At 39.8% G+C, this 26,021-nt stretch carries 20 protein-coding genes; 9 read left to right on the top strand and 11 right to left on the bottom strand.

Going from position 1 to position 26,021, the window contains the following annotated elements; genetic code table 11:
* The first annotated feature begins 144 nt into the window (after positions 1-144).
* From QZ407_RS06635 to QZ407_RS06600, 8 genes are all read left to right on the top strand, one after another.
* The gene (locus tag QZ407_RS06635) at positions 145-1,239 is read left to right on the top strand and encodes a hypothetical protein (protein WP_295768958.1); all 1,095 of its coding nucleotides are present in this window, start codon (positions 145-147) and stop codon (positions 1,237-1,239) included.
* A 248-nt stretch (positions 1,240-1,487) separates the two neighbouring features.
* Entirely contained in the window at positions 1,488-5,738 is a 4,251-nt protein-coding gene (locus QZ407_RS06630) for a two-component regulator propeller domain-containing protein (RefSeq protein ID WP_295768955.1), read from the top strand.
* A 199-nt stretch (positions 5,739-5,937) separates the two neighbouring features.
* Positions 5,938-6,357, top strand: a complete 420-nt coding sequence (locus tag QZ407_RS06625) for a MarR family transcriptional regulator (protein ID WP_295768952.1) — start codon at positions 5,938-5,940, stop codon at positions 6,355-6,357.
* Entirely contained in the window at positions 6,358-6,759 is a 402-nt protein-coding gene (locus QZ407_RS06620; RefSeq protein ID WP_295768950.1) for a DoxX family membrane protein, read from the top strand.
* A gap of 23 nt (positions 6,760-6,782) precedes the next feature.
* On the top strand, positions 6,783-7,463 hold the full coding sequence (locus tag QZ407_RS06615) for a type 1 glutamine amidotransferase domain-containing protein (protein ID WP_295768948.1): 681 nt from the start codon (positions 6,783-6,785) through the stop codon (positions 7,461-7,463).
* Positions 7,464-7,484: 21 nt separating this feature from the next.
* A complete protein-coding gene (locus QZ407_RS06610; protein WP_295768945.1) occupies positions 7,485-7,907 on the top strand; it encodes an organic hydroperoxide resistance protein in 423 nt (140 codons plus the stop codon).
* 46 nt (positions 7,908-7,953) lie between these two features.
* Entirely contained in the window at positions 7,954-8,586 is a 633-nt protein-coding gene (locus QZ407_RS06605) for a nitroreductase family protein (RefSeq protein WP_295768943.1), read from the top strand.
* A 212-nt stretch (positions 8,587-8,798) separates the two neighbouring features.
* Entirely contained in the window at positions 8,799-9,050 is a 252-nt protein-coding gene (locus QZ407_RS06600) for a DUF3072 domain-containing protein (protein WP_295768940.1), read from the top strand.
* A 222-nt stretch (positions 9,051-9,272) separates the two neighbouring features.
* Here QZ407_RS06600 and QZ407_RS06595 read toward each other — a convergent pair whose 3' ends face one another.
* Positions 9,273-9,533: a hypothetical protein gene (locus tag QZ407_RS06595; protein WP_295768938.1), complete on the bottom strand. Its 261-nt coding sequence runs from the start codon at positions 9,531-9,533 to the stop codon at positions 9,273-9,275.
* Positions 9,534-9,719: 186 nt separating this feature from the next.
* Here QZ407_RS06595 and QZ407_RS06590 point away from each other — a divergent pair, with 186 nt between their 5' ends.
* Positions 9,720-11,087 carry a hypothetical protein gene (locus tag QZ407_RS06590; RefSeq protein ID WP_295768935.1) on the top strand — a complete coding sequence of 456 codons (1,368 nt, stop codon included), beginning with the start codon at positions 9,720-9,722 and terminating at the stop codon, positions 11,085-11,087.
* 23 nt (positions 11,088-11,110) lie between these two features.
* Here the strand turns inward: QZ407_RS06590 and QZ407_RS06585 are convergent, their stop codons facing one another.
* From QZ407_RS06585 to QZ407_RS06540, 10 genes are all read right to left on the bottom strand, one after another.
* A complete protein-coding gene (locus QZ407_RS06585) occupies positions 11,111-11,755 on the bottom strand; it encodes a hypothetical protein (RefSeq protein WP_295768933.1) in 645 nt (214 codons plus the stop codon).
* A 40-nt stretch (positions 11,756-11,795) separates the two neighbouring features.
* The gene (locus tag QZ407_RS06580) at positions 11,796-12,221 is read right to left on the bottom strand and encodes a hypothetical protein (protein WP_295768930.1); all 426 of its coding nucleotides are present in this window, start codon (positions 12,219-12,221) and stop codon (positions 11,796-11,798) included.
* Positions 12,222-12,402: 181 nt separating this feature from the next.
* Positions 12,403-15,228 (bottom strand): bifunctional fucokinase/fucose-1-phosphate guanylyltransferase, encoded by a 2,826-nt coding sequence (locus tag QZ407_RS06575; protein ID WP_295769515.1) that lies wholly within the window; start codon positions 15,226-15,228, stop codon positions 12,403-12,405.
* 57 nt (positions 15,229-15,285) lie between these two features.
* Positions 15,286-16,647, bottom strand: coding sequence for a sigma-54 dependent transcriptional regulator (locus QZ407_RS06570; protein ID WP_295768927.1), 1,362 nt, complete (start codon positions 16,645-16,647; stop codon positions 15,286-15,288).
* A gap of 191 nt (positions 16,648-16,838) precedes the next feature.
* Positions 16,839-17,693: an aldo/keto reductase gene (locus QZ407_RS06565; RefSeq protein ID WP_295768925.1), complete on the bottom strand. Its 855-nt coding sequence runs from the start codon at positions 17,691-17,693 to the stop codon at positions 16,839-16,841.
* 66 nt (positions 17,694-17,759) lie between these two features.
* Positions 17,760-18,632, bottom strand: a complete 873-nt coding sequence (locus tag QZ407_RS06560; protein ID WP_295768922.1) for a helix-turn-helix transcriptional regulator — start codon at positions 18,630-18,632, stop codon at positions 17,760-17,762.
* 89 nt (positions 18,633-18,721) lie between these two features.
* Positions 18,722-21,553 (bottom strand): trehalase family glycosidase, encoded by a 2,832-nt coding sequence (locus QZ407_RS06555; protein ID WP_295768920.1) that lies wholly within the window; start codon positions 21,551-21,553, stop codon positions 18,722-18,724.
* Between the two features lie 142 nt (positions 21,554-21,695).
* Complete coding sequence (locus QZ407_RS06550; protein ID WP_295768918.1) at positions 21,696-23,267, bottom strand: family 43 glycosylhydrolase; 1,572 nt, start codon at positions 23,265-23,267, stop codon at positions 21,696-21,698.
* A 330-nt stretch (positions 23,268-23,597) separates the two neighbouring features.
* Complete coding sequence (locus QZ407_RS06545) at positions 23,598-24,800, bottom strand: Gfo/Idh/MocA family oxidoreductase (RefSeq protein WP_295768915.1); 1,203 nt, start codon at positions 24,798-24,800, stop codon at positions 23,598-23,600.
* The gene (locus QZ407_RS06540) at positions 24,801-25,790 is read right to left on the bottom strand and encodes an FAD:protein FMN transferase (RefSeq protein ID WP_295768912.1); all 990 of its coding nucleotides are present in this window, start codon (positions 25,788-25,790) and stop codon (positions 24,801-24,803) included.
* Positions 25,791-26,021: the final 231 nt, after the last annotated feature.

Genomic DNA, 26,021 nt, shown 5'->3' with positions numbered 1-26,021 from the left:
CATATAACTTGCTAAAATCATTTTCTATCTTTAATCATCCAGCCTCAGCTTATAAACAACTGATAATAGTCTGTATATACTCATAGCGGCTAATGCAACATTATAACCATGTTGCTGTTTAATCAAGCAAACTCAACCTTTGAAATGAAAATACTCCCCATTGTTATAACCATTATCATTATAGCCCTGCTGTTTTTTTTGGGTGTTAAATTTTTAAAAAGCATAGAAAAAATCAATGATAAATTACCGGCAAAATTCTACCATTATCAATCTATCGATAGCTTAGAAACTATCAAATCAGGCGGTATACAACTAAAGCAGCTGATTACCGCCCAGGAAGAAATTCAATCTATAATCACCAAGGACAACAATGTTATTTTGTACTCTATATCGGATAAAGACACCAACACATTTATAAAATTAAATGGTGACGGAGATGTTGTAGACTCATTGGTTATAACCTGCAGACCTTACAATCTGGCGTTTGTGAATGGTTTTATAATAGACAAAAAAAATAATGAATATTATAATTGGAGCTTAACCGGCAAAAAAACACCAATAAAAATAGAAGTACAAAATGCCAACCTTAGTTGGGATGTTGAGAATGAGAAAAAGGAAATAAAGATGATTGCTAAAGAATCTTCAGCAGTATACGTTGATTTCAAAGAAGAGGAACTTAAACCACAGCCAAAAATTAGCGGAGGATTACAAACCACACAAGCCATGAAAATGTATACTGTACTTACTTATTTTACAAACGATAAATGCATCCAATTCAGCACCCGGCAAGACGTAAGCGAGTATTTCCCATACTCGTACACTGAGGAACTTTTGCTTAATAGCTTGTTCAAGCATATTGACACAACTGCTCACAGACAGAAAAAATTTATAAAGAGTGCAAATGTGAATTATAAATTCTTTCAGCGTATTAAGTACGAAAAGGTTCGCTTTTCGGGCGGAGGCGGCAATGCCCCGGCTTTTGATGTTGAACTATACCATGGAAACCTATTTACCGACGTAGTGTTCAAGAGAGATACCTTGCAACTTAAAGAATTTATGTACCAGGATAAAAGTTGGCGACAATCTGAAATTACAATTGACGGAGTCAAATTGGGGACTTTAACAAAAAATAAAGCTCAACCACCCATCATAATTGACGGTTATGGCTTTTACACCAACCCTCAACTGAATTATGCTTTGTTTACAAACGATGATAAAAAAGTTTATGTTATAAAGTAAAGCTTCAGTCAGGTTCTTTTTTAAAAAACATTCACGTGCAAAAATGGGCAATAAATTGAAGTCGACTACCTTACAACACCATTATAACGGTATGCATATTAAATTTATTTAGACTTATTGTAATTACCAACCAAAATCTTAATTGTATGCTTATAAATCTTAAATTGGTAAACTAATTCCGCCATTACTATTCAGGCTTTCATATAAACCGGCTTGATTAAAGATTACACATTGAGGAATTTGTTCTTATGGGACTGATTGGTAAAATATACCTGTTTTTATGTTTATTTATTTATTGTGGCTTTACAGCGTATGGTCAGCATGAGGTTATCAATCTTTCTCCCTTCAACAGCTTTCAGGGACTCTCCCAAAATACGATCAACGCCGTTATAAGAGATCACTATGGCTTCATCTGGATAGGCACACAGGATGGCCTTAACTGCTATGATGGCTACAAAAACATTGTATACAAGCACCGAAGCAATGACGCTAACAGTCTTCCTGCAAATTATATTTCATCAGTTTGTGAAGACGCTCACGGCGATATTTGGGTAGGAACCAGAACCGGTGGACTTAGCAGGTATGATCGCCGAACAGAATCGTTTATCAATTATTCAAACTTGCGAAATAAGGTGTCAGCCGCATTTAGCGAGAAAAACATCAATACTGTATATGCCGGCAAAGGTAAAATGGTTTGGATAGGAACAGACAGGGCACTTATACAGTATGACCTGCAAACCAAGGTATTTAAAGACTACCAATCGCTCTCCTCCAATATTTCGCCTGGCGTAGCACCTATATATACCATTTACGAGGCTGGCAACAATTTATGGGTAGGAACCGCCAACGGATTACGATTATTTGATATACTGCAAAAGAAGTGGCTTAATTCAAACATCAACGATAGCAAAGCTAACAAGAGCGCTGTTTATGCCATAAACGAAGACAGAAATAACAATTTATGGTTAGGAACCAGCACCGGGCTCAACTCATTAGCCATAAACGACGGTAAAATTACCACCTACACTGTTGAACCCGATAAAAATTCTGAGAACAAGACTAATCCTGTTTATTCCATAGCACAAAGCGGCAGCATACTTTGGCTTGGCACCAATACCACGTTGCAAACTTTTGATATTAAAAAAAGGGAATTTATTAAACTTCCTATTAAAACGTCAGACGGTAGTAACATGCCCAATGATGCGGTGTACTCTTTGTTGAGTGATGCTACCGGAACTTTATGGATAGGCACATCCAGCCAGGGCATATTAAAGTACAATAAAAACATCACTATTGTTGAATGGTTTAAAGCGGCTAATTACTCGCTTCCTTCGGCTCAAAACATTATCAGGTCCATGGCTGAAGATGGCAATGGAAATCTTTATCTGGCAACTGATGATGGTTTAGATTATGTTGATCAATCTGGCAAACTTATAAAACACTACCATCATCTATCAAACAGCAACAGCTTATCAAGTAACTACACAACCGATGTTTTGGTAAGTAAAGACGGCAACACCGTTTGGATAGGGACGTCAAATAACGGCCTGGATAAGCTTGATATCAAAACGGGCAAATTTAAAAACTATTCCTCAGGTGTTGGCGCTGGCTTTATGAACTCGAAATCGGTAGCCATGTTGATGGAGGACCGTAAGGGAAAGCTTTGGATTGCTACAGGTTGGGGTGGAATAAACATATTAGACCCTGCAACAAATAAATTCGAGAAGCTGACCAATTCTCCAGCCAATGAAAATAGCATTGCTGATGATGCTGTTCAAACTATTTATGAAGACCATACCGGAAATGTATGGATTGGTGGTTACACCAATGGAATAAGCATTTACAATCCCCAAACAAAAACCTTTACGCACTTGAATACTGGCAACAGCAAGCTTACATGCAACGTAATCAGTGATTTTTATGAAGACCGGCTTGGCAACATGTGGATTGGTACTATGGAGGGCGGTTTAAATTGCTACCATGCAAAAAGCAAAACTATAACGTCAATAACCGAGCAGCAAGGCCTTATTGATAACACCATACATTCAGTACTAGGAGATAATTACGGTAAGATTTGGCTTAGTACCAATCAAGGTATTATGAGGTACAACCCAGTAAGCAAACGTTTGAAGAAGTTAGACAGGTTTAACGGGTTGAAAAGTATCGAGTTTAACATCGGGTCAGGTCTGACTTCGAAAAATGGCAACATTATCATCGGCAGTATTAACGGGTACACCATCATAAATCCTAAAAACGTAACAGTCAACACTACTCCAGCAGATGTTGCTATCACCGGCTTATGGATATTGAATAAAAAGGTCAACGCCGGTCAGCCTAAGTCTGTACTTCAAAAAAGCATCCTTAACACTTCATGTATTGAGCTTAACGCAGGGCAATCGGTTATCACCCTCGAATTTGCGGCGTTAAATCATACCATATCTGAAAGAAACAAGTACGCATACCGGTTAAATGGCTTTGACCAAAATTGGATTTACAGTGATCAGCGAAGGGTAACTTATACCAATCTTGATGCCGGCACTTACGTATTTGAAGTTAAGGCGGCCAACTACGATGGTTACTGGAATGGAAAAGTGCGTTCATTAACAATAACTGTGCGGCCCCCATTTTGGAAAACATGGTGGTTCAGGTTGTCGGTAGTGTTATTTTTATTGGCCGTATTGTACTTATCCTACCGATTCAGGACACTTTACTTAAGGCAACAACGATTAGAACTCCGGAAACAAGTGCGCGAACGCACTGCAGAAGTAGTATCGCAACGAGATTCCTTAGCCAAACTCAATGATGACCTTCAGCGACAGGTTGAAATTTCGCAGGCACAATCAGAAGAACTTCAAGCCCAAGCAGAAGAATTGCAGGTGCAGTCGGAAGAGTTAATGTCAGCAACTCAAAACCTTGAAGCTATGAACACTCAACTGGCCGAACAAAAAGAAGTTGAGCAGCGTGCCCGTGAAGATGCCGACCGGGCCAATAAAGCGAAAAGTACCTTTTTGGCTACCATGAGTCATGAAATACGAACGCCTTTAAACGGCGTTTTGGGTATGGCCTCACTCCTATCTGCTACTGAGCTGAATAAAGAGCAGCATGAATATACTGATGCAATTATGCAAAGCGGCCAATCTCTCTTGAACGTAATTAATGACGTTCTTGATTTTTCAAAAATTGAATCAGGTAACCTGGAATTAGACCCGCAAGACTTTGAACTAAGGGGCTTAATTGAAGAGGTAATGATGATGTTTGCTGCAAAAACAGCCGACACCGGGGTAGACTTATTTTGCCATATCAAAGGAGATGTTCCGCCGCTCTTGTGCACCGATAGTGTTCGGTTACGCCAGGTTTTAATAAACCTGGTTGGTAACGCCTGTAAATTTACTCATAAAGGCGAAATTGTGATTAAGGTGAGCAAACTCTCTAATAACGAAGATACACTAACATTGCTATTTGAGGTAACGGACACTGGAATTGGTATTCCTGCAGATAGAATCAGCAACCTGTTTGAAGCCTTTAATCAGCTTGATTCATCAGTGACACGTAAATACGGAGGATCCGGCCTTGGTTTGGCAATTTGCCAAAGATTGGTGCGCCTGATGGGTGGCGAAATAAGGGTAAGCAGCAAGCAGTCATCAGGTAGTGTATTTTCATTTACTATAGAGTGTAAAACAGCTAGTAGTGTAAATTCTGCCTCTACCGCTGTAGGGACTTATTGGCCCGGCAAAACTGCAATCGTAAACAATAACGAAACCTGCGTAGCTATTTTAAAAGAACACCTTGAAGATAGAAAAATTGAGGTTTGTACGTATAAAACCGGTAGAGAAGCAATCGCAGCAGCCAAAAAGAATGATTTTAAACTTATCATTGCAGGTCAGAATACTGATGACATGACCGGCAAGGCGTTTTGTCAACAGTTAAAGAACATTGAACTTCAATGCCCGGTAATTTTAATAACTGGCTTAGGCATGGATTTATCAAGCAGTGATTTCGGAGGCAACTTTCACACACTTACTAAACCTGTTAGGTTAAATGAACTGCATATCTTAATTAATCGCTTGGCCAAGAATTACAGCGCCGTACCAGCAAACGACATAAAATCAGTCCTTTCGCAAGATTTTGCTGACAGATATCCTTATAAGATGCTTGTTGCCGAAGATAATGCTATGAACCAAAAGCTGATTGTTCGGATATTAAATCGATTAGGATATGCGCCTGATTTGGCAAATGACGGACAAGAGGCACTGGAGAAGGTTATGGTTACCAGCTACGACATCATATTGATGGATATACAAATGCCAAATCTTGATGGATTAGAAGCCACGCGTTTAATAAGAAGCAGATTAGGCAACAAACCTGTGATTGTAGCTCTTACAGCAAATGCACTTACCGAAGATAAACAGCTATGTTTTGAGGCAGGAATGAATGGCTACTTAACCAAACCTTTGAATATAGACAACCTGATGAATACCCTCCAAAATTTGCATTCTTAATGCTACGGCCGAAAAATTAAGACTATAAAGACTTTCTTTAAAGTTCACATTTAAAGTAAAAGCTATCAGTATAAGATTTGATAACTGATATTGACTTTAATACTAAGCTACTTATCGCTTATTCCTTAAACTAAATTAAATTATATTTTGTCAAATTATATTGTGCAAAACATTTTCTGATTTGTTACGTTTGTAGAATATGGAAGATTTATTAAAGCTCGAAAATCAGATATGTTTCCCGGCGTATGCGTTTTCCAGAAGCCTTACTAATTTATACAGGCCACTTTTGGCTCAGCTGGATATTACCTATCCGCAGTATTTAGTTTTGATGGTTTTGTGGGAACATCATGAGCAAACAGTTAATCAATTAGGTGAAAAGCTGCATTTAGATAGCGGCACCCTTACTCCTCTCCTTAAAAGATTAGAACTGAAAAAATTAGTAAACAGAACAAGAAGTAAGCAGGACGAGCGTATTGTTTTAGTTTCGCTTACAACATCGGGCATTCAACTTAAAAATCAGGCGCAGCATATTCCTATGGAATTAGTAAAGTGCTCCAATGTTTCTATGGATGAGCTTATGCAGCTGAAAAACCTTTTAAATAAAGTTTTAAGTAAATAAATGCATAGCTCAACCTTTAAAAATATTTTCCGTGTTGTACTTGGTGGCTTCCTTGCCTTCGCTGGTATAAGTCATCTTACCTTCAACCGTTCTGAGTTTTTGGCACAGGTACCGCCATGGTTACCCATCAGTCCGGACTTAACAGTTGTGCTGTCGGGAATAGTAGAAATTAGTTTAGGATTTGCCCTTGTTTTTGCGGTAAAATATAAAAAATGGGTTGGGCTGGCTACTGCCGTATTTTTTGTAGCAATCTTTCCGGGGAATATATCACAGTATGTAAATAAAATCGATGCATTTGGGCTTAACACTGATAAGGCAAGGCTAATAAGGTTGTTCTTTCAGCCTGTATTAGTTCTTTGGGCTTTATGGAGTACCAGTGCATTAAATAAGAAAAAGCAATAATTATAACATTTAAATAATAATCTATGAAAATTTTATTTGTAGTTACATCGCACGATCAATTAGGCAATACAGGTCATAAAACAGGCTTTTGGGTTGAAGAATTTGCTGCACCATATTACAAGTTTACCGATGCTGGTTACGAGGTTATAGTAGCTACCCCAAAAGGCGGGCAGGCGCCTATTGACCCTAGCAGTGAAGCACCATCGGCACAAACAGACGCTACCGAACGCTATTATAACGATGCTAAGGTACAGGAAGTAATAGCTAATACGCATAAGCTTTCTGATGTTAAAGCTTCAGATTTCGACGCCATTTTCTATCCGGGCGGTCATGGCCCGCTTTGGGATTTAGCTAACGATGAAACATCGGCACGGTTAATACTAGACTTCTACAACAGCGGCAAATTAGTGGGTGCGGTTTGCCATGCCCCAGGCGCTTTCAAAAATGTAAAATTTGATGACGGCCAACCGTTTGTAAAAGGCAAGAATATAACCGGGTTTTCAAACACTGAAGAAGCAGCCGTTAAATTGACAGACGTTGTACCATTTTTAGTGGAAACTGAATTGGAAAACTTAGGTGCGAATTATAGCAAAGTAGAAGACTGGGGCGTGCATGTTGTAGAAGACGGATTATTAATTACTGGTCAAAATCCTGCATCTTCAGAAGGTGTTGCCGAAAAGATGATTGCTCGCTTAAATAAATAATTGGCTTACAAATTAATTAAAATGAGAACTATATATACCGCGGATGCAACTGCAACAGGAGGCCGCAATGGCCAGGTTAAAAGCAGTAATGGCGTTTTAAACCTTGAAGTTAGGATGCCTAAAGCACTTGGAGGTGCTAATGATGATTATACAAATCCTGAGCAGTTGTTTGCTGCAGGTTATGCTGCTTGTTTTGATAGCGCCTTAAATTTGGTGATGAGACAGGAGAAAATTGACGCTGGAGAAACCTTGGTTACAGCAAAGGTTAGCATTGGTCAGAATGATGCAGGAGGCTTTGGCCTGGCTGTGGAACTTGAGGTTAACATTACAGCAATTGAGATTGATAAAGCCAAAGAATTGGTAGCAAAAGCTCATGAAATATGCCCATATTCAAATGCAACACGTGGCAATGTTGAAGTGAATTTGGTAGTCACAAATAATTGATAACTAATGGCAGCATGATTACTGCCGCTCAAAAAATTTATAACAAATGTCATTGATAGAAGATTTAAAGTGGCGATACGCCACAAAAAAATATGATCCTACAAAAAAGGTAAGTCAGGAAGATATTGATAAAATTGTTGAAGCCGCGCGTTTAGCACCAACTTCGTCAGGTTTGCAGCAGTTTAGGGTATTGGTAGTATCTAATCAGGAGATTAAAGAAAAACTTGCTCCAAGCTCGCTTAATCCGGAGGTAATGGTAGATTGCTCGCACGTATTGGTTTTTGCAGCATGGGACAGCTACACTGCCGAAAGGATAGATACCATTTACAACCGCATTACCGACGAGCGGGGTTTACCACGCGGAAGGTTTAGCAGTTATACCGATAAGATTAAGAATATTTACCTCAATGAAACACCTGAGGAAAACTTTGTACACACTGCCCGGCAATCGTACATTGCCTTTGCAATGGCAATTGCGCAAGCTGCGGAGCTTAAAATAGATAGCACACCAGCCGAGGGTTTCAATAACGCCTTGGTTGACGAGCTGCTTGATCTTAAAGCGATAGGATTGAAAAGTGTGACCTTGCTATACTTAGGCTATCGAGATGAAACGGATTGGCTTGCATCAATGAAAAAAGTGCGCAACCCAACCGAGGAATTTGTTATTGAGTACAAATAATTGCTGTAAATTTTCAGCATTTGTTTTAGGTATTCATACCATTAAAAAAGGACTACATTGTAGTGTGGTCCTTTTCTTCTTTAAAGCCTGAATGGAATTTGTGCTTTTACTATCTGAATGCTGTTTATAGTTTGAAGTTGTTTAAAGATACTTTACCGTTGTAAAACATTTATTCAAAACGTGATGTTATTACTAATATAATTAGCAATAATATGGAGAATAAAAAGCAAGAGGAAAATTTGTTTAACGAACAAACTACCGCAGATATTAAAGGATCAAACATGGTTAAAGATCCCGACAATTGGACAACAGGCGATGAGCCTATGACAGGCGCTCAACACTCCTACCTGCAAACATTGTCTGCCGAAGCCGGAGAAGAGATGGACGAAACGCTGAATAAAGCCGAAGCATCCAAACGCATAGACGAACTACAGCATCAAACCGGTCGCGGCGTTGATAAGTAACAGATATAAAAGCAGCCCAACCAAATGGACTGCTTTTATTTTTTTGCGGCCGCCAGTAATAAATGTCAGGTGGCTGTTTTGTGGCACAAACTAATGCATCTTAAAGCACTCAACGACCTTTGCGCTGCTTGCGCCATTCCGCTAAGTTATACTGGCGGTTTGTTTTAGCATCGTAATAAAAAATCTTAAAAGTCTTTGGGTCTACAGCAAACTGATAATAATTCAAATAAGTAGGCGCATATCATTTACGTTTACCTGATAATAAAGTATATACAGTTCGGGCTGTGCACTAATCATCAAAGTAATTTCTGTTTTGCCTCCACTCGTTTCTCTTATCTGTCTTGCACGCTGCTGTACTTCTGGAAGGTTGGCAATCAACGTTAAAATCTTTTTTTCTTTAGGGTTATTAGCCCTGATTTCCTGTGCCGAAACGTCAAGCATACACCACTTAAAGAATACAGCCGCTAATAACACTAAGCGCATAATAAAATACGTTGCTATAATTTTTGACAATTTAATTAATATTATACCAATCACATTGAACTATAATTCAGGCTTAGCTCAATTTAATGGCGCTGAATAGTAATGTTTCTGAAATAGAATCGATTTGTTTGAAATAGTGGGTTACCAAACCGCAATGTCCGGTATTAAATGAAAACACAATGAGGTATGGCAGATCGTTTTAAGTCGTTGTTATCCTTTCCTTTTATCATTTGCCTTATAGTATTGCTGGCAAACGACTTTTATTTAAAGGAAACGTATCACAACACCTTTACAGGCAAGCTATCTGACGTTTGCGGTTTGTTTATCTTTCCCATATTTTGGTCTGCTTTTTTTACGCGGCATCGTTTAGCAGTCTTCGTTTTAAGCGGATTGCTATTTATTTACTGGAAAAGCGCATACTCATCTGGCTTTATCAATTGTTTTAGCACTTACTTTTTCACCATTCAACGAGTAGTTGATTATACAGACCTTATTGCACTACCAGTTTTATTATTGGCTTGGCTTCATATTAGTGATGCACCAAAAAAGGTTGATGCTTACAGTGTTTTTAGAAATGTAAGTCCTTATCCGATAGCCGCCCTTACCATATTTGCATTTTGTGCAACCAGTCAACCAACCTACATACAAAAGTTTGATCAGCCTGAATATGTACTCTTAAAAGGAAATGCTTTACCCGACTCTGGGGTTTTTGAAGAAGACTTTCGTTTTTATAAGTTTGATTCTTTAGTTGTTGTTCAGGTGAACAGTTTATACTCCCACAACCGACCGGCTGAGGATGATGATTATAATAAAAATATTCTGATAAGAGATCTTGATTTGCAAGTGATAGACATGTTACCTGGCATAAAAAGTTTGGTACCTCCCAATCAGCAAACAAGATTGACAGTCAATACCTCTCAAGGCAACGACCATGTACAATTTAAGGGCAGCCGCCTACACGGGCGTTTTGTGAGAGAAACAAATGGAAAAATTCTTATTGAAGGAACCTACAAGTCGGGTTTAGAAGATTCCATCTGGACGTTTAGATCTGCTAACAACAAAACAGTAACTAAAATAACTTTTATAAACGGCGAACGAACTTTAGTACAGCAATTTGACGGTAATACGCTTACGTCTTCAAATAGCATAAATACACGTGCAGATGTTAAACGAAACAAGATTATTCAAATAGCAATATTGGTTTTATTGATGATAGGAACAATTAGCCAAATTGTTAAAAGCCATCGTAATAATCCTAACGAACGTGTTGAGATATTATCATCCTGGAAGTGGTTAGCAAGCTTCCTTTCACCTTTAATTGTTTGGATGTTTCAGGCTTTTATAACGCAATTGCTAGGCAACTATCAGTATGATTTGCTAGTGATTCCATTTGCGATTTTTGTGGTTTATGTTGTAACCTGCCCATTATTCTTCATCATTATATTCTGGATTAAGCTAAAACGCAAGGTTGATATTTTATGGTATTGCTTAACATTTGCACTTACCATAAGCATATGGTTTGAATACGAAATATTTACCAAGCTTTCCGCTTAGCTTCCCAATTGCTGGCTTAGCAATTATCCGGCAAAAAGTATCTTATCAAATTTTAAATACTTTTCATCTGTCACCTTGAAAAAGTAAACGGTAGCCGACTCGCTTTCGCTGACATCATCACCATCTTCAGCCGTTGAACCACTATACGTAACGGATAGTTGCAATGTGGCAGTGGGTTTGTCATAGTTGGCTATCATACAAATTTTTTGATCGCCATATTTAATTGATGGCGTAGCATACTCACCATTTTGGTATAGTTGCTGGGTTTTTAATTTTAAAATGGTTTTAACAAAAGCCTCGTTAAAAAGCTTGTCGTGATACTTATCCAAATCTTTGCCTGTAAATGTAGCAGGATAGTTTTGCAGGCGTTTTGTTTCGTCTATGTTGTCATTTACAGCAACCCAAATTTGCGTTGTATCTGCCACTACCGGGAAGTTGAAATAAGCTTTCATTTTTTCAACATCCTTTTGATAAACTGATGTTCTGAAATTCTTAAAATCATCAAGCCAGTTGTTGACTGTTGCGTAGCTTTGTTTAGCCGCAACCTTTAGCTTATTTTCAGATATTTTGTCAGCCTCCTTTGCTTCAGGCTTGTTCTGAACGCAAGAATTTAACACAATCAGAACGCACAGTGATAGTAACGGACTTTTGTAATTCATAAACTTCATGTATTGTCGATGAAAATGTAAGGTTGCCCGATCAGCCAGTTTAAAAGAAAATGTCTATGTAATCTGTGGTTTCTCCATCACAATTTAGCATTTGCTGCATGCGCCAATACTTACGCTTACCAGATGCTTTGAATACAGCCAGTCCGTTTCTTTCACACGGCTCACCATTGTTAACGTAAGAAATTTTAGAAACGATCTTACCATTGAACTTTAATTCCCGCCCTTTTGCTAAAAAGGTACCTTTAATGGTCACATAATCTTTAGTCTTCTTATCCCGCTGTTCTCCTTCAATACTGTATTCATCTTTACCAATAGGCTTAATGATGACTGAACCTGGTTCATTATATCTTTCGAACGTTATAAATTGAATTGTAAATAAATGTTTACCAGCTCTTACCGGCAAAGTTTGGGAAACCGCCGTCAGCTTAACCATCAACAAAACGGCAAAAATCATCAAAAATCTCATTAGCTACAGTGATATTTATTTAGTTTAACGTGTAGAAAGGCTTCTTGTTTAATTATCTAAAGCACATAATTACCGACGTTGACTTGTATCTATTAACCTGATAATCGGCGTTGATACAACTGTTTTGAAAGCATTAAAGAAAAAACGCCTTCAGTGATACTGAAGGCGTTTTTAAGTTCCATTAACTCCTGGAAACCTTAAATCCATCGGCAGAAACCGACCAGTCAACAAATCTTGCCCGCTTGTTAGTTGGGTTAGCGTTTAACGTAGCTTTTATGCGCATAGCTGCTTCCGCATCCTTTGCAAACATCAGCATATAACCTCCGCCACCTGCACCTAATAGCTTGCAGCTTATCAGGTAATCGGCAACACGCTCTATAATTGCTTGTGTTTCGGGAGTATTGGTTCCGCTATCCAGGCGCTGGTTAAGCTTCCAGCTTTTACCAATTGCTAAGGCTACATCATCCATATTTCCATACTGAAATGCTTCGTAAGTTTTCAGCGCATGATGATTCATTTCCTCCAAAATACGCAGGTACTGGTTACCGTTTAAGAACATACCTTTCACAATTTCTGCAAGTATGTTTTTTGCCATACGTGTAATTCCGGTATAGTATAATAATACCGTTGATGCACTCGCCGGATCCGAGAAGATATGATCAGGTGCCCACCTTACGGTTGGTTGCTGTATTATTCCGGGCTTGCTCTCCAACAGTTTTATGCCGCCAAATACACCGCCATACTGGTCTTGCCATCCACCACCCGTGGTAAGCATTTGCTCAAGCATCAACGTGCGCGAGCATATGGTATACTTATCCCATTTTAGGTTACAAAAATCACTCAAAGTGCCCAAAACTGTACTTGCCAGTATGGAACTTGTACCCAAGCCCGATCCTTTTGGTATAGCCGCCAACAGGGTTAGTTCGATGCCGCAACCAAAGGCCTCTAATTGCTCTTGCAGTGATGTGTAATTAACGGCCGAAAAATCTGGATGAAAGCCGGCCAAACATAAAGCCGCTTTGGGTATACTAAAGGCAGAACCAATTGCCGTATAATTTTTTAATTCATCAAAAGAAGTAACATCCTCTTTAACCCCCAAATCAATTGATCTTAAGGTAATGCTAAAGTGTTCTGAAGGTTTTATAAATACCTGCAAAGGTGGCTGACCGTTTAGTTCAACTGCAAGATTAAGTACTTTACCTCCGTTTATTAAACAATTGGGAGGCGTATCGGTCCACCCTCCCGCCAAATCAAGCCTTACCGGGCTACGGCCCCACACAATTTGGTCTGACATCACGTTCAACCTTGGTTCGGCCAAATTTGTCTTTGCTGTTTCAACAATTGTTTCGGCCAGCAAACCGAAGGCCCTTTCCTCATGGATTTTTGCCTGAGCAAGCTTTTCGTCAACGCCCGACTTAGCCAAAACTTCACTTCTGAACATTTGATCGTGCAAACGCGTCAACAACGGAGCATCCTGTCCGAGTTCAGGCGGAAGGCTTAGCTCAGCCTTATTGAATATGGTTGCAGCATGCTTTAAATCAAGCTGATAAAAAACCGATCGTTTCCAATTACCGGCAATAGCCGACATGTTTGATTTTAAATACTCATTTCGCTGTGCATATTGCCTGAACAGGTTAACCTCATTGGCAAGGTTAGCAGCACTAACCAGCCTCCTGCTGCTACCCACATAGCTAAACGGATTGTCAATCAAGTTTTGAACAACCGCTTCGCTCAACTCGTCAGATTTATATACTTCATATACCGGCTCATTAAACCAGTCATCAGCACTAAATTGATGATTTGCATTAACACCGCGCTTAGGCAACTGCGGATTGTAGAAGTTGTAAATGCGTATACACCATTCATCGCTATCACCAATCGGTATAAAATCAATACATGTTTGAGCAGGCAGATTTATTTGCCAGTCATTTTGCGGAACCCCGGTTATTATGTGCTTGCTATCCAAGACCCATTTAGGCCCAATCCAGCTATTTTCAATCCAAATATGGCTGTTTTTACTGTGCAGCTCAATTTTGGTCACTGCATTCAATGTAAATAAATCGGGTGTCGGCTTAATTTTATTCTGCCATATTTCCTCCTGATTTTTTACCAGGCCTTGAAGTTTACTTGTAGATTCAATCAGTTCGGCACTATTACCAAAGTGATAGAACTCACCTTTAGGTAAAGGCACAACAGCAACCTTCAATTCATTTATGGCTTCATCAATCAATGTTGGGTTTTTACCAAGCGCCTGTCCAAAAGTGGTGTACATATCGTAAAATGATGGTGCACCATTGGCAAAACTTTGGGATGCCTCATTCCACCCACATCGCTCAAAAATGAGTTTAAGGGCTTTAGGCTTAAATAGCCATATACCTATATCAATGTAAAAAAGATGATCCGGCTGCAGCTCCTGTAATCTTTCGGGCGATGGCTTTTGCAAAGTAAAAGCAAGTTCATGAGGTGATGTTTTTTCTGAAAAGAATACACCGAAGTTGGACGCCTTTTCGGCCTGCTCCCACAACCCAAAACATACAACATCTGCATCAGGTATTTCTGGTAAAGCACCTTCAGTACGTATAAGTACATCTCCGCTGGCAACCAGGTGATTAAGTCCTGCCGGAGCGTTATTCAAAATATCTTCGAAAAGCGGTATTTGAAGGTCAATAAGCGACTGATCTATTTGTTGGCCGCGCTTCCATTTAAAAATTGGCATGGGTGTAAAAACCTTACCTACCGCTGCATAAGCAGGCGCCCTGCGGCTTTGTCCGCCGGCGTGTATAATAAGACGGCTATCCTTTTCAAGCCAGGCGTTTAAATCTGTTATGCCAGCCTCCTGTTTAAAGGCTTCATTTAATAAGTTTACTGTTCCTCCCCCTGAGCCAACCTTGCCGGAAGCAGGATCGGTACAAAAGAAATAGTTCTTATCGGCAAAATAACTGTCGCCAAAATTTTTGAATGATGGAGGAATAGTAAGCAGCTTTTTTAACATTGTAGATGCGAGTATAGTTGTGCTGCAAGATAGGAACTTAAACGCTTAATTGGCTTATAAAACAACCGAAACTTAGCCCAGTTTAAAATGCTCAAGCTTACGGTAAAGCGTTGTAAGGCCTATATTCAATAGCCTGGCAGCTTCTGTTTTATTCCCTTGGGTGTAATTAAGAACTTTTAGTATATGCAGCCTTTCGATAGTTTCCAAATCAAAAGAAGTATCTGAGACATTGCTATGCCTGAATTCTACCGGTAGTAAGCTAACATCTATAAACTCATTGTCGTCTGCCAGAATAAGCATACGTTCAATAGTATTTTTAAGTTCACGGATATTTCCTTTCCAGCGATGGTTGACTAGTGCGCTCATCAATTCACTGCTCATGCCGTTCACATGTTTTCCCATCTTTTGTGAAAATTCCTTTAAATAATGCGTCGCCAGGATCTCTATATCGCCTTTACGTTCATTTAAAGATGGCAGGTTTAAAGTAAATACCGATAATCTGTAAAACAAATCCATACGGAAACGACCTTCATCAGCTTCATTTTGAAGGTTGCGGTTTGTGGCAGCTATAATGCGTACGTTAACTTTAGTGGTTTGCGTATCTCCAACTTTGATAAATGTCTGACTCTCAAGAACGCGCAACAGTTTTGCTTGTAAATCGAGACTCATCTCACCCAGTTCATCTAAAAAAATTGTACCGCCGTTTGCTTCTTCAAACAGTCCGCGCTTATCCTTTACAGCACCTGTAAAAGCACCGGCTTTATAGCCAAACAGCTCACTCTCCAGCAAATCGTGCGGGAAGCTGCTGCAGTTAACAGCAACAAATGGCTTAGTTCGGCGTGTACTTTCTTCATGAATGGCCCCCGCAAAAACCTCCTTACCTGTACCTGTTTCGCCAAGCAGTAAAACGGTTGTATCTGTTACGGCCACTTTTTTGGCCATGTTAACTACATCTTGTATGGCTTTTGAGTTGCCTAAAATACCTGAGAAACCAAAGCGTTCATTTAAGCGCTTTTGCAGGTTTAATACACGCATTTGAAGTTGCGCCTTATCGGCTGCTTTAAATACGAGTGGAATAATTTTGTCGTTATCATCACCCTTGGTAAGGTAATCAAAACCACCGTTCTTAATTGCCTTAACTCCATCACCAATGGTGCCGTAAGCAGTAAGACTTATAACCTCTACATAAGGTTTTAACTCTTTGATATGTGCAACAAGGTCTACCCCATTTACATCAGGGAGTTTAACATCACTTATCACTACATGAATGTCTTCGGCCTTTAAAACCTTCAATCCATCTTTACCTGTGTGAGCCTGGTAAACTTTGAACCCTTCTAACTCTAAAATGCGTGCAATAAGCCCTGCCAGCTTTTTTTCATCATCAATAACAAGTATGTTGGCAGTAGCAGGACCGTGCTTATCAGAAGAATTCATGTAAAAAATTTATACGCGTTTAGACAATTGAGTGAGATGTTATCTCATCACTGCCTTATACCGCAAAGGTAATATTTTAACCTATCGTTGGCTACTTATCATCATACTGCTTTATCTATGATATAAAAGGAAAAAATCGCCAACTATATACAAAAGCTAGTATTATAGTTGACGATGCTTAACTGTTATAATCAAGCCAGATTATTTAACTGATGCATTTCGTTGTCATCGAGCATTATCTCTACGCATTTCAGGTTTTCTTCTAAGTGAATCATACTCGATGTGCCGGGTATAAGCAGAATGTTATCGGCTTTATGTAACAACCAGCTTAACGCCAACTGATGCATTGTTACGCCCTTTGCGTTAGCAATTTGTTTGAGCTTTTCGGTCATGCTGGTCATTCCTCCACCAATAGGAAACCATGGAATAAAAGCAATATTTTGTTCCTTGCAATACGCTAACACCGGCTCCCATTCCCTGTCTAAAACACTATACCGGTTTTGGACCGATACTACTTTAAAGTACTTTTGCGCAAGCTTTATATCATCTACAGATACTTCTGACAAGCCAATATGCCTTATTTTACCTTGCCGCTGGGCTTTGGCTAAATACTCGAAGCTTATTTCAGCCGGCACTTTGGAATCTATACGATGCAACTGGTATAAGTAAATTTGCTCTAGCTTTAGTCGTCTTAAACTGCCGTTAATGGCCTCCTCCAAGTGTTGAGGTGAGGCGTCATGATTAAAATCAGCCCATGGGCCAAATCTTACTAAACCGCCTTTGGTTCCAACAACCAAATTTTCATTATAAGGATGCAATGCGTCGGCAATCAGCTGTTCTGAAGTGAAAGGGCCATACTGGTCGGCCGTATCAATAAAGTTGACCCCCAACTCTACTGCTCGCTTTAGCAAGTCAATAGAATTTTGTGGATTTTCGGGCATGCCCCAAATTTGAGGACCCGTAATGCGCATTGCTCCAAAGCCCATGCGATTTATCTCAAGATCGCCGCCTAAAAGAAATGTGGTTTTAAATCTTTGCGTACTCATGCTAGTGTTGTTTGTTTAAGCAAAGCTACCTACATGCTTTATAACTGCTAAAAACATTTCAAAGCATTAATTATACTTTTCAAAGCTTTTTCTGAAATTTAGCGGGCTTACACCTGCCTGCCTCTTAAAGAAACGGTTAAAGTAGCTTTGATACTCAAAACCAAGGCAGGAAGCTATTTCTGAAACCGTGTAATTAGTATGTGTTAATAACGACTTAGCCTCGGCATATATTTGCTCATTAATATGGGAGGTAGTTGTTTTGCCTGTTGCCTTTTGTACCACTGTGTTTAAATGATTGACGTGCACGGCAATTGTATCTGCAAAATCTGAAGCTGTTCTTAACTTAATAGCTTGCAATGGTAAGTCAACAGGAAACTGTTGCCGCAAAAGCCTCATAAAGGCCGCAGCAAGGCGTAATGAGCCTCGCTCTTGATTCTTGGCTTCATGACCTGCTTTTATAGCTTCATGAAAAATCAAATCTAAGTAAGTTCTGATTAAATCATTCCGATTCTGGTACTCATTATTTTCGCCATTATGCATTCGTGTAAACAGTGTTTCTAAAAAAACTAAGTCCGCTTCGACCGGAAAATAAACCGGAGATTTTTGGCCGGAAAATATTTCATTAGCTAACCTGCCCGAGTGAGCGTTGGTATTGACAAACGCTTCATCAAAAACGCAAAAATAACCGCACGCAGGAGTAATGTTTTCAGGCACGACCCATGAATGCGGTACCAGCGGACTTAAAAATACAAGGGCCGGCTTTGTTATTAAAAAAGGTTTTAACGAACCATACAACAACTGACACGGCGTACCTCCGCTGGTTACCAAACTTATCTTGTAAAAATCGCGCCGATTATATGACTCGAGTGTACATTTATTTTCACCAATTGCAGCTACTCGAAACGTACCTTTTTCTTTACCAATGATCTCTGTTGCCATTTACAAACTTATACATTTCAAAGTTAAAAGTTGCCAAGGATGTAATTTGAGAACAGAAATTGCTTTAGTCCGAATGTCCGGCTTAATACTTAAACCTTCTTAGTTATTTGAATGCTGAGCTTCCTTTTTGACTGACTTGTAATTTTTAAAATGTACGAGCCGTTGGCAACTTTTGTCAACTTAACTGGCTGGTTATTACAAGCGGCTTTGTATTCAAAATTTTCGTTAAGGCATAGAAGCATTGCGGCACCGTTATTTGAGGTGTTATCAAATAATTGAAACTCTCCTTTATAGCCGTCATTATTGGCACCAAAACTTTGCTTTATGCACCATAAGTTAAAGCCGTGGGTTATTGTGCCGGGTTTATACAATGCGTTATACCAATTGATAACCGGCGATGACAATGCGCCAAACTGGTGCCAACCACCGCCATTACCCGTTTCTACACCGAAATTTTCCCAGCAATTGTAGGTGTCATCGGTTTCTCTCTTCCAAACGTTTAAAGCGGTGTTTGCAATCTGAAGTGCGCGCTCGGGCTCATTCAAATCAAACATGGTCTTCCATAAAAACCATTGGTGAGGCATCCATACTCTGCCGTTCCAGTAACCGTCTTTATTGTAGTATGGCGAAGACTGGTCAATAGCTGTTATTCCTTGCTCCGTCCATAGCTTGGCACTTGTAAACAAGTTAGCAAGCAACTTGACTTGCTGCTGCGGCGTGCAAATACCTGCAATAAGAGGTGAACAGCCGTCCAAGCCCATGTTATAGTTTACTCCGGTTTCATGCTTTAATATGCCGGTTGCTTTTCCATCAGCATCATGATTTACATAACCAAAGTATCCTGCCGCTTCGTCCCAAGAATTTTGCTGCAAGGCATTAGTGTAGACTTTTATATCTTCATCATAAATAGCAATATCCTGCTTGTAGCCAAGCTGCCAAGCAGCTGCTTTAAGTAATTTGGCAAAGCGTATTTGATGTGCGGTGTTAATAACCGGAGCAATTAACTTTTCCAGCTTTTTTTGATGCGTGTACACTTGCGGACTATAATCGTCCCAGCCACCTGAGTTATAAAATATATCCCAGGTTTGTATCATGCCGCTTTTTAAGCGGCGTGTGGGCGAGTTTTCGGCACCTGATAAAAAGCTGTAATAGCGCTTTAAACGCGGATAAAAATACTTGAGGTATTCAAGGTTTTGAGTTTTATCCCAAAGCTCATTAAACAGGTAAGCCTGCACAGGTAAAGGTGTACCATGCTCTAAAAATGCTGATTGCTCTTGCTCATCCATAGTGTAAGCGTTTAGGCTTTCTAACGCTCTGCCTAGATTAATATCAGTGTAACCTAAACCAATAAATCCCGAATCCCAAGTGTAAAAAGAACTCCAACGCTTACCAGGAGTAGTGTGTTTGAAATATTTGTTGCCGGCAAAAACAGGATAGTTAAGGTTTGTTAACACCGTGGCAGCCATTAATTGCTGACTAAACGAGAATGGCTTTCCTCCTTGATTTACCTTTGGCAAGGCGGCCTCGTTTTTACGTTTTGTATAAGCTGTTTCAAAAGATGCCCACTGGATATTGAAGGACTTAAGTTTTTCAACCACCTGATCTTTCGTACTACCAGATACTACAACAAAATTTTTAGACAGCATTTGCCCTGGCTTTACAACTATTGGTGTTATGAACACATTGCGAAAATAACCTTTTCCATTACCGTTTATACGGCCACCGTTGAGTCTTGCATGGCCTGCTTTTACAAGGTTGTCAAACTTGGCGAGTGCTTCATCAGGACTTTGATCAAGTATGGTTCGCCTATCGGCGGTGGTGTCTTGCCAAAGTATGCCATAGTACTCGTCAATGTCATTATACTTTAGTATTGCACCGTTATGAAGTACATTCGTAATTTCAGGCTTTAAATTCAACTCTTCATTTTGAAATTTTACGGCCGGTACTTCATCGTTATTCACTAAAGCAAAGCCATCTAAAAAAATTGGACCATCACCAATGGTCTTCAACAGGAGAGACAAAAATTCGCCTTTCAAATCATTAATATTTAGATTTAATTGAGCGTAATTAGCTGCTACCTTAAAAATCAGTTCCTTTTTTGTTTGGCCATTTACTACAGCCTGTAGTCTGACATCTTTGCTACCACTGTTTTTATACCTGATTATGAGTAATCCATTTTTTAAATGCCTAAAGTTACCTAGCTTGAAGTTGATGACTTGCCCGGCAATTTTGCTTGTTTGTATAGCCGTACCGCTTACAGCATTTTCGTCAGTAACCTGGCCACGCAGTTGTCCGTTGTATATCAAATTATAGTTAGGTGATTTTACAGAATCTGTAAGGCTTATGTAACTCGCCGCCTCTTGCCAACTAGTGCCTTCAGGCAGTGTAACTTTTACCATTTTGTTATATGGAAAACTAATAGTGCTAAAAAGATTGAGTGCCAAACTGCGGTTGCTTTGGGTATTGTTTACAAATTCGGCTTTTATTAAACGGCTTTGCTTATCAATTTCACTGAATGAAACATCGCAATATACCCCGTCTTTCCACTCAAGTTCATACCTGTAAGAAAAGTAAGAAAGCGTTGGTGACGCTTGCCACGGATGGTAACCCGACTCGCGTTGTGTGCTGGCAAGTGCAATGTTATTACGCAGGTAAAACGAAGGCTGAACAATTACATCAAATCTTATCCCATTGTTACGCGCGGGAACGTGGCTTATACCATTATAATTGGTTGAATAAGGCCCCCATGCGGGTAAGGCCATATCATGAGTACTTCGCAGGCTTTGGGTAAAGCCTTTTTCCCAGGTTTTGTAAATTTTATCAGATGGTTGGGCTGATAATTGCCCCGCAAAAAGGCAATTTATAGTGATTAATATAATCAGGCTCGCGAGCTTTACTATTTTGAAACGGGTATAAATCATGCGCAACGAATAGGGATGTATTAGCGTAGCTTTAAACTACTTGTGCAAGGTAGTACTTAAGAACAATAAGCCGATATTGCTACCGGCTTATTGAATTTGTGATGTAGTGAGGTTTTTGGTTTGGTTATTTTATCAGTACTTTCTACTCACCTATTGGTACGGCAAGTTTGGTAGTGTTGGCTACGGCGGTTCCAAAGTTTGCAGAACCATCTGCGTTCCATGTTAATTTTTGCATACGCGGGCGCCTTTCGCCATTAGATGTATTAGCAACATTACGGGCATGATAAATAAACCAGTTTTCGGTTTTAGCAACGCCGTTTGGATCAGTATAGCTGCTCGTGAAAAAGCCATTATGGCCCGGGCCATAAACCCCATTGGCATCATTGCGCACAAAAACCTGCTTTTTATTAATCCAATCAGAACCAATCAACGGATTACCGCCAGATTTTAATTGAATTTGAGCCAGACAATAGTTGTCGCTACTGTAACGACTGCCAGAGTATATGATAAACACTGGACTATTGGCATCTTTTTGCAAAGCAATTGGCCCCTCATTTACACCGGCGCCAAGGTTGCCGCTTGGCTCATAACGCTCCCAATTGTTAGTTGGTGATGATATAAGCACCCTGCTACCAGTGATAGTCCATGGGTTTGACATTTGTGCAATGTATAAATACTGCTTGTATTTAGTAGATGTGTTTTCCCAGCCCGACCAAACAAAGTAATTGGTTGAGCCAATGGTTAAAACAGTTCCGTCAATAGCCCATTGGTCTGTGGTATCAAATATTCTTCCTTTGAAAGTCCAGGTACCTGTAGTTGGATCTGAACTGGAATTTTCCAACACAAACATATGGTGGCTATCAGCAACGTTAGGGTCTGCTGCAGCAAAATAAATGTACCACTTGCCCGACAGGAAAAACAATTCAGGTGCCCATATACTTCCTGAGTGATCGGTGCCTGATGGCGGCGTCCAAACTGTAGTCTCCGGCGCTATTGCAAGTAGCGACATATCAGCTGTCTTTGTAATTGATATGCGGTTCCCTTTGGTAGATAAGAAATAATAAAAGCCATCTTTTTGAGCAACAAACGGATCGGGGCGGCCATTGTTATTCACAGGATTATTAAACTCAAGATTATGGAATTCAAACCTGTCTTGCGTACCACTCACCGTACTTTTTTGCCTTATTTTTGAACCTGGTGTACTGCTATCCGGATCAATAACCATTTTCATTCCGGTGGCTTTGTTGGTTAAGGTAAAGTTGTTACCCGTGCCAGTGTATGCAATTGCCCAACGCTGCGAATCGGTTCCGTTATCGGTGCCCTGTTGCAAAATATCGCCGGATGTTGATGACGGCGACTTAAGACACTTTCCGCTGGTGAGGTTAACCAGTTTGTAATAAGTGGCATCTGTTTTAATTAAGCGCCACTTTTGACCATTATTCGGAAACCACGACCATTGCTGAATTTGCTGGTTTTCGGCAGTTGAATTTCCTGTAACTTCCATAGCCGGTCCACCTGCTATGGAGGCAAGCCCCCGTATGCGGTAAACCGCGCTGTCAACCAATGTACCGAACGGCGGGGCCGCATTGGTTTTGTAAGCGGTTTGTTCGGCAGACACAGCTTCAGCATCATTGCTCAGCCTTTCTTTTAGGCAGGCAACAGATAGCAAGGTAGCGCCAGCAAGCGTTAAAGTAAACATTTTGTTTCTCATCATTTTACTGAATTTAGGTTTACATATAATTGGTTAAAAACTTACATATCAATCCCCTGCGCCATACACCTTTTGTTCGAACAGCTGCAATGAGGAAAGTAATTTGTAACGCTTTGGAAGTTCTATCTCTTGTTAGGGCAAAGAGATGCTTTTAGGTTTGTTGCTGTTAATAATCCAAAGTAAACGATAAGTAACAGTAAGTTTTTCTCAACCTTTTGTCGATTTGTATCAAAACGTTCTAAGTTGAATCAAGTAAAAATAGATCATAAAATGAAAAGCCGGTGCCAGGTTTTGCAACCTAGCTCCGGCTTATAAGATAACGTATGCTCCGTTTTATGCCTTCACATTATACTCATCTTTCCAGTGTACAATTTCATTGTTGTACAATGCCTGGTTTGCTAAATGAACACATATGGCAGTTTTAGCTCCCGTATATATATTCGAGTCTGGAAGTTCTCCAGTACCTATTTTGTCGTAAAAATCATTCAGGGCATACCAGGTACCATCGCGGGTAGGTTCAGGTAAAATAGGCGTTCCACCCTCCTTAGCCCAGGTAATGCGGGTAGCACCGGTTACGCCATCAACAACACCTTTTTCTTTAAGTAAACTTTGTTCAGGGTAAAACATTCCCTGGTCGGTAAGCAATGACACCGTTCCTTTAGTACCTTTAATTTTAAACAGGTAACCATCTCTGCTATTTCCACAAGTAGCTCCAAAATTTCCAATCAGATTCTTTTCGGGGTAACGTAGCGTTACCTGCACATTATCAAAAGTTTCGCGTCCATCTTTAAAAACATCAATGCCTCCCGTTGCCATAAACTCAGACGGGTGGGTATCAAATGCCCAATTTATAAAGTCAATTTGATGCGAAAGCAATTCGGCCACTAAACCACCAGAATACTCTTTGTACATCCGCCAGTTAATTTGCCTTTCCAAAGAAGGGTCGGGCACCGGCCGGCGCCAATTAGCATTGCGGTCCCAACGGCAATCAACCTGACTAATTTGTCCTAAGTAGCCCTTTTCAATCATTTCCTTCACTTTGTAGTAAAGAGGTGAATAACGATACTGATGACCAACCTGCACCACCTGCTTAGGATGATTTTTTACTAGCTTGAGTAAATCCAAAGCCTGACGCACATTATACGTCATGGTTTTTTCGAGATACAGATGCTTGTTTGCCTTAAGCGAATCAACGGCAACGGGGTAGTGCATGTTAAGCGGCACTGCAATTACAACGGCGTCAACATCCTTGTTTTCCAGCAGCTGTTTATGGTTTGTATATTGCTTGTAAACAGTTTGCTTGGCAAACTTTTGAGCCTCTTTGAGCCGCATATCAAGCACATCACAAATGGCAACGGTTTTAAACTTATCAGGAAACTGATCAATTACGCGCATAATTCCCTTTCCCCTGTCTCCACAACCAATGATGCCAATTTTTATAATGCCGTTTGCCGGCTTGGCTAACAATTGCCCGTTGCTAAGTAATAAGCCACCGGCAACAAGCCCCGAATTTTTTAAAAACGTTCTCCTTATCATCTATTCTGTAATCGTCAATATGTTAAAACCTTTTGTTGTAGTATCGGCAATTGAGCCGTTTGATCGCTTGTAAATAATGTACGCGCCAATATCTGTTCTATCTTTTAAATATTTTAATGTTTGTGTAAGCCCCATGAGCATGAATCCGTTATCAAAGCCATCGGCCGTTATAGCATCGCTTGCGCAAACTGTCACGCTTATCATCTCATTACTTACCGGATAGCCCGTCTTTGGATTTATCAAATGAGAAATCTCTTTTCCATTTGCTTTAACATGCTTACGGTAAGTACCTGATGTGGTAAGTGCACCTTGTTTTAAAGAGACAATCTTGCGCATAGGCTGAGGCTCAAAATCATTTACATTAATCGACTCAATCCCAATTTTAAATAAATTGCCGTTAGGTTTGCTGCCCTTAATCCGCAGCTCTCCCCCTATCTCAATCATGTAGTTGTAGATGCCTTTTCGCTCCAGCAATTGCGCTAATAAATCTGCAGAATATCCCTGGGCAATGCCGTTAAGATCTATTTGTACCTCCGGACGTTTTTTTGACAGATAATTGCCAACGAGTTTGAGGTTACTCATTCCAACACTCTTTTTAATTTTTGAAATAACGGTTGAGTTTGGCTTTACAGTGTTCTTAACCGAACCAAATCCCCAGGCATCAACAAGTGGCTTAACGGTTACGTCAACCATTCCGTTTGTTTGCTTGTTTATTTCTAACGCCTTGCTAACTAAAGCTTTTAATAACGTGTCAATATAAACTCCTTTAGGTGATGCATTGAACTTGTTAATAAGAGATGCAGGCTGATATAACGATACAGATTTATCAAGCTCCTCAAGCAAGCTGTCGGTTTGATATTTGTTTACCCTAGTGTCTGCAGCATAGTAAATTATGTTGTAAGTAGTCCCCTGCGCGTATCCATGTATTTCAAACTCGTTAAGCGCAGGTTTGTAAGTAAACCCAAAGCAAAGCCCTGCAACAAATAACATAATTATTGAAACCTGATGATTACAAAAAAACTTACCTATCAATAATCGGCTCATTTATCTATATGATGAAACAACAAATGTGGTTGCCCGCTAAACTTGGTTTATGTAATGGTTTACAGGATGTAAATATAAATTTAATCGAGACTATTATCTAGTTTTTGAGGCGCGGCGCGCTGTTCATTTTTTTGTCGATTTGTCTCAATATGCAGAGCTTTGTTTGCTAAAAAGTTG

The organism is uncultured Mucilaginibacter sp., assembly GCF_913773635.1.
Lineage (GTDB): Bacteria > Bacteroidota > Bacteroidia > Sphingobacteriales > Sphingobacteriaceae > Mucilaginibacter.
This window is presented reverse-complemented; position numbering and strand designations above follow the sequence as displayed.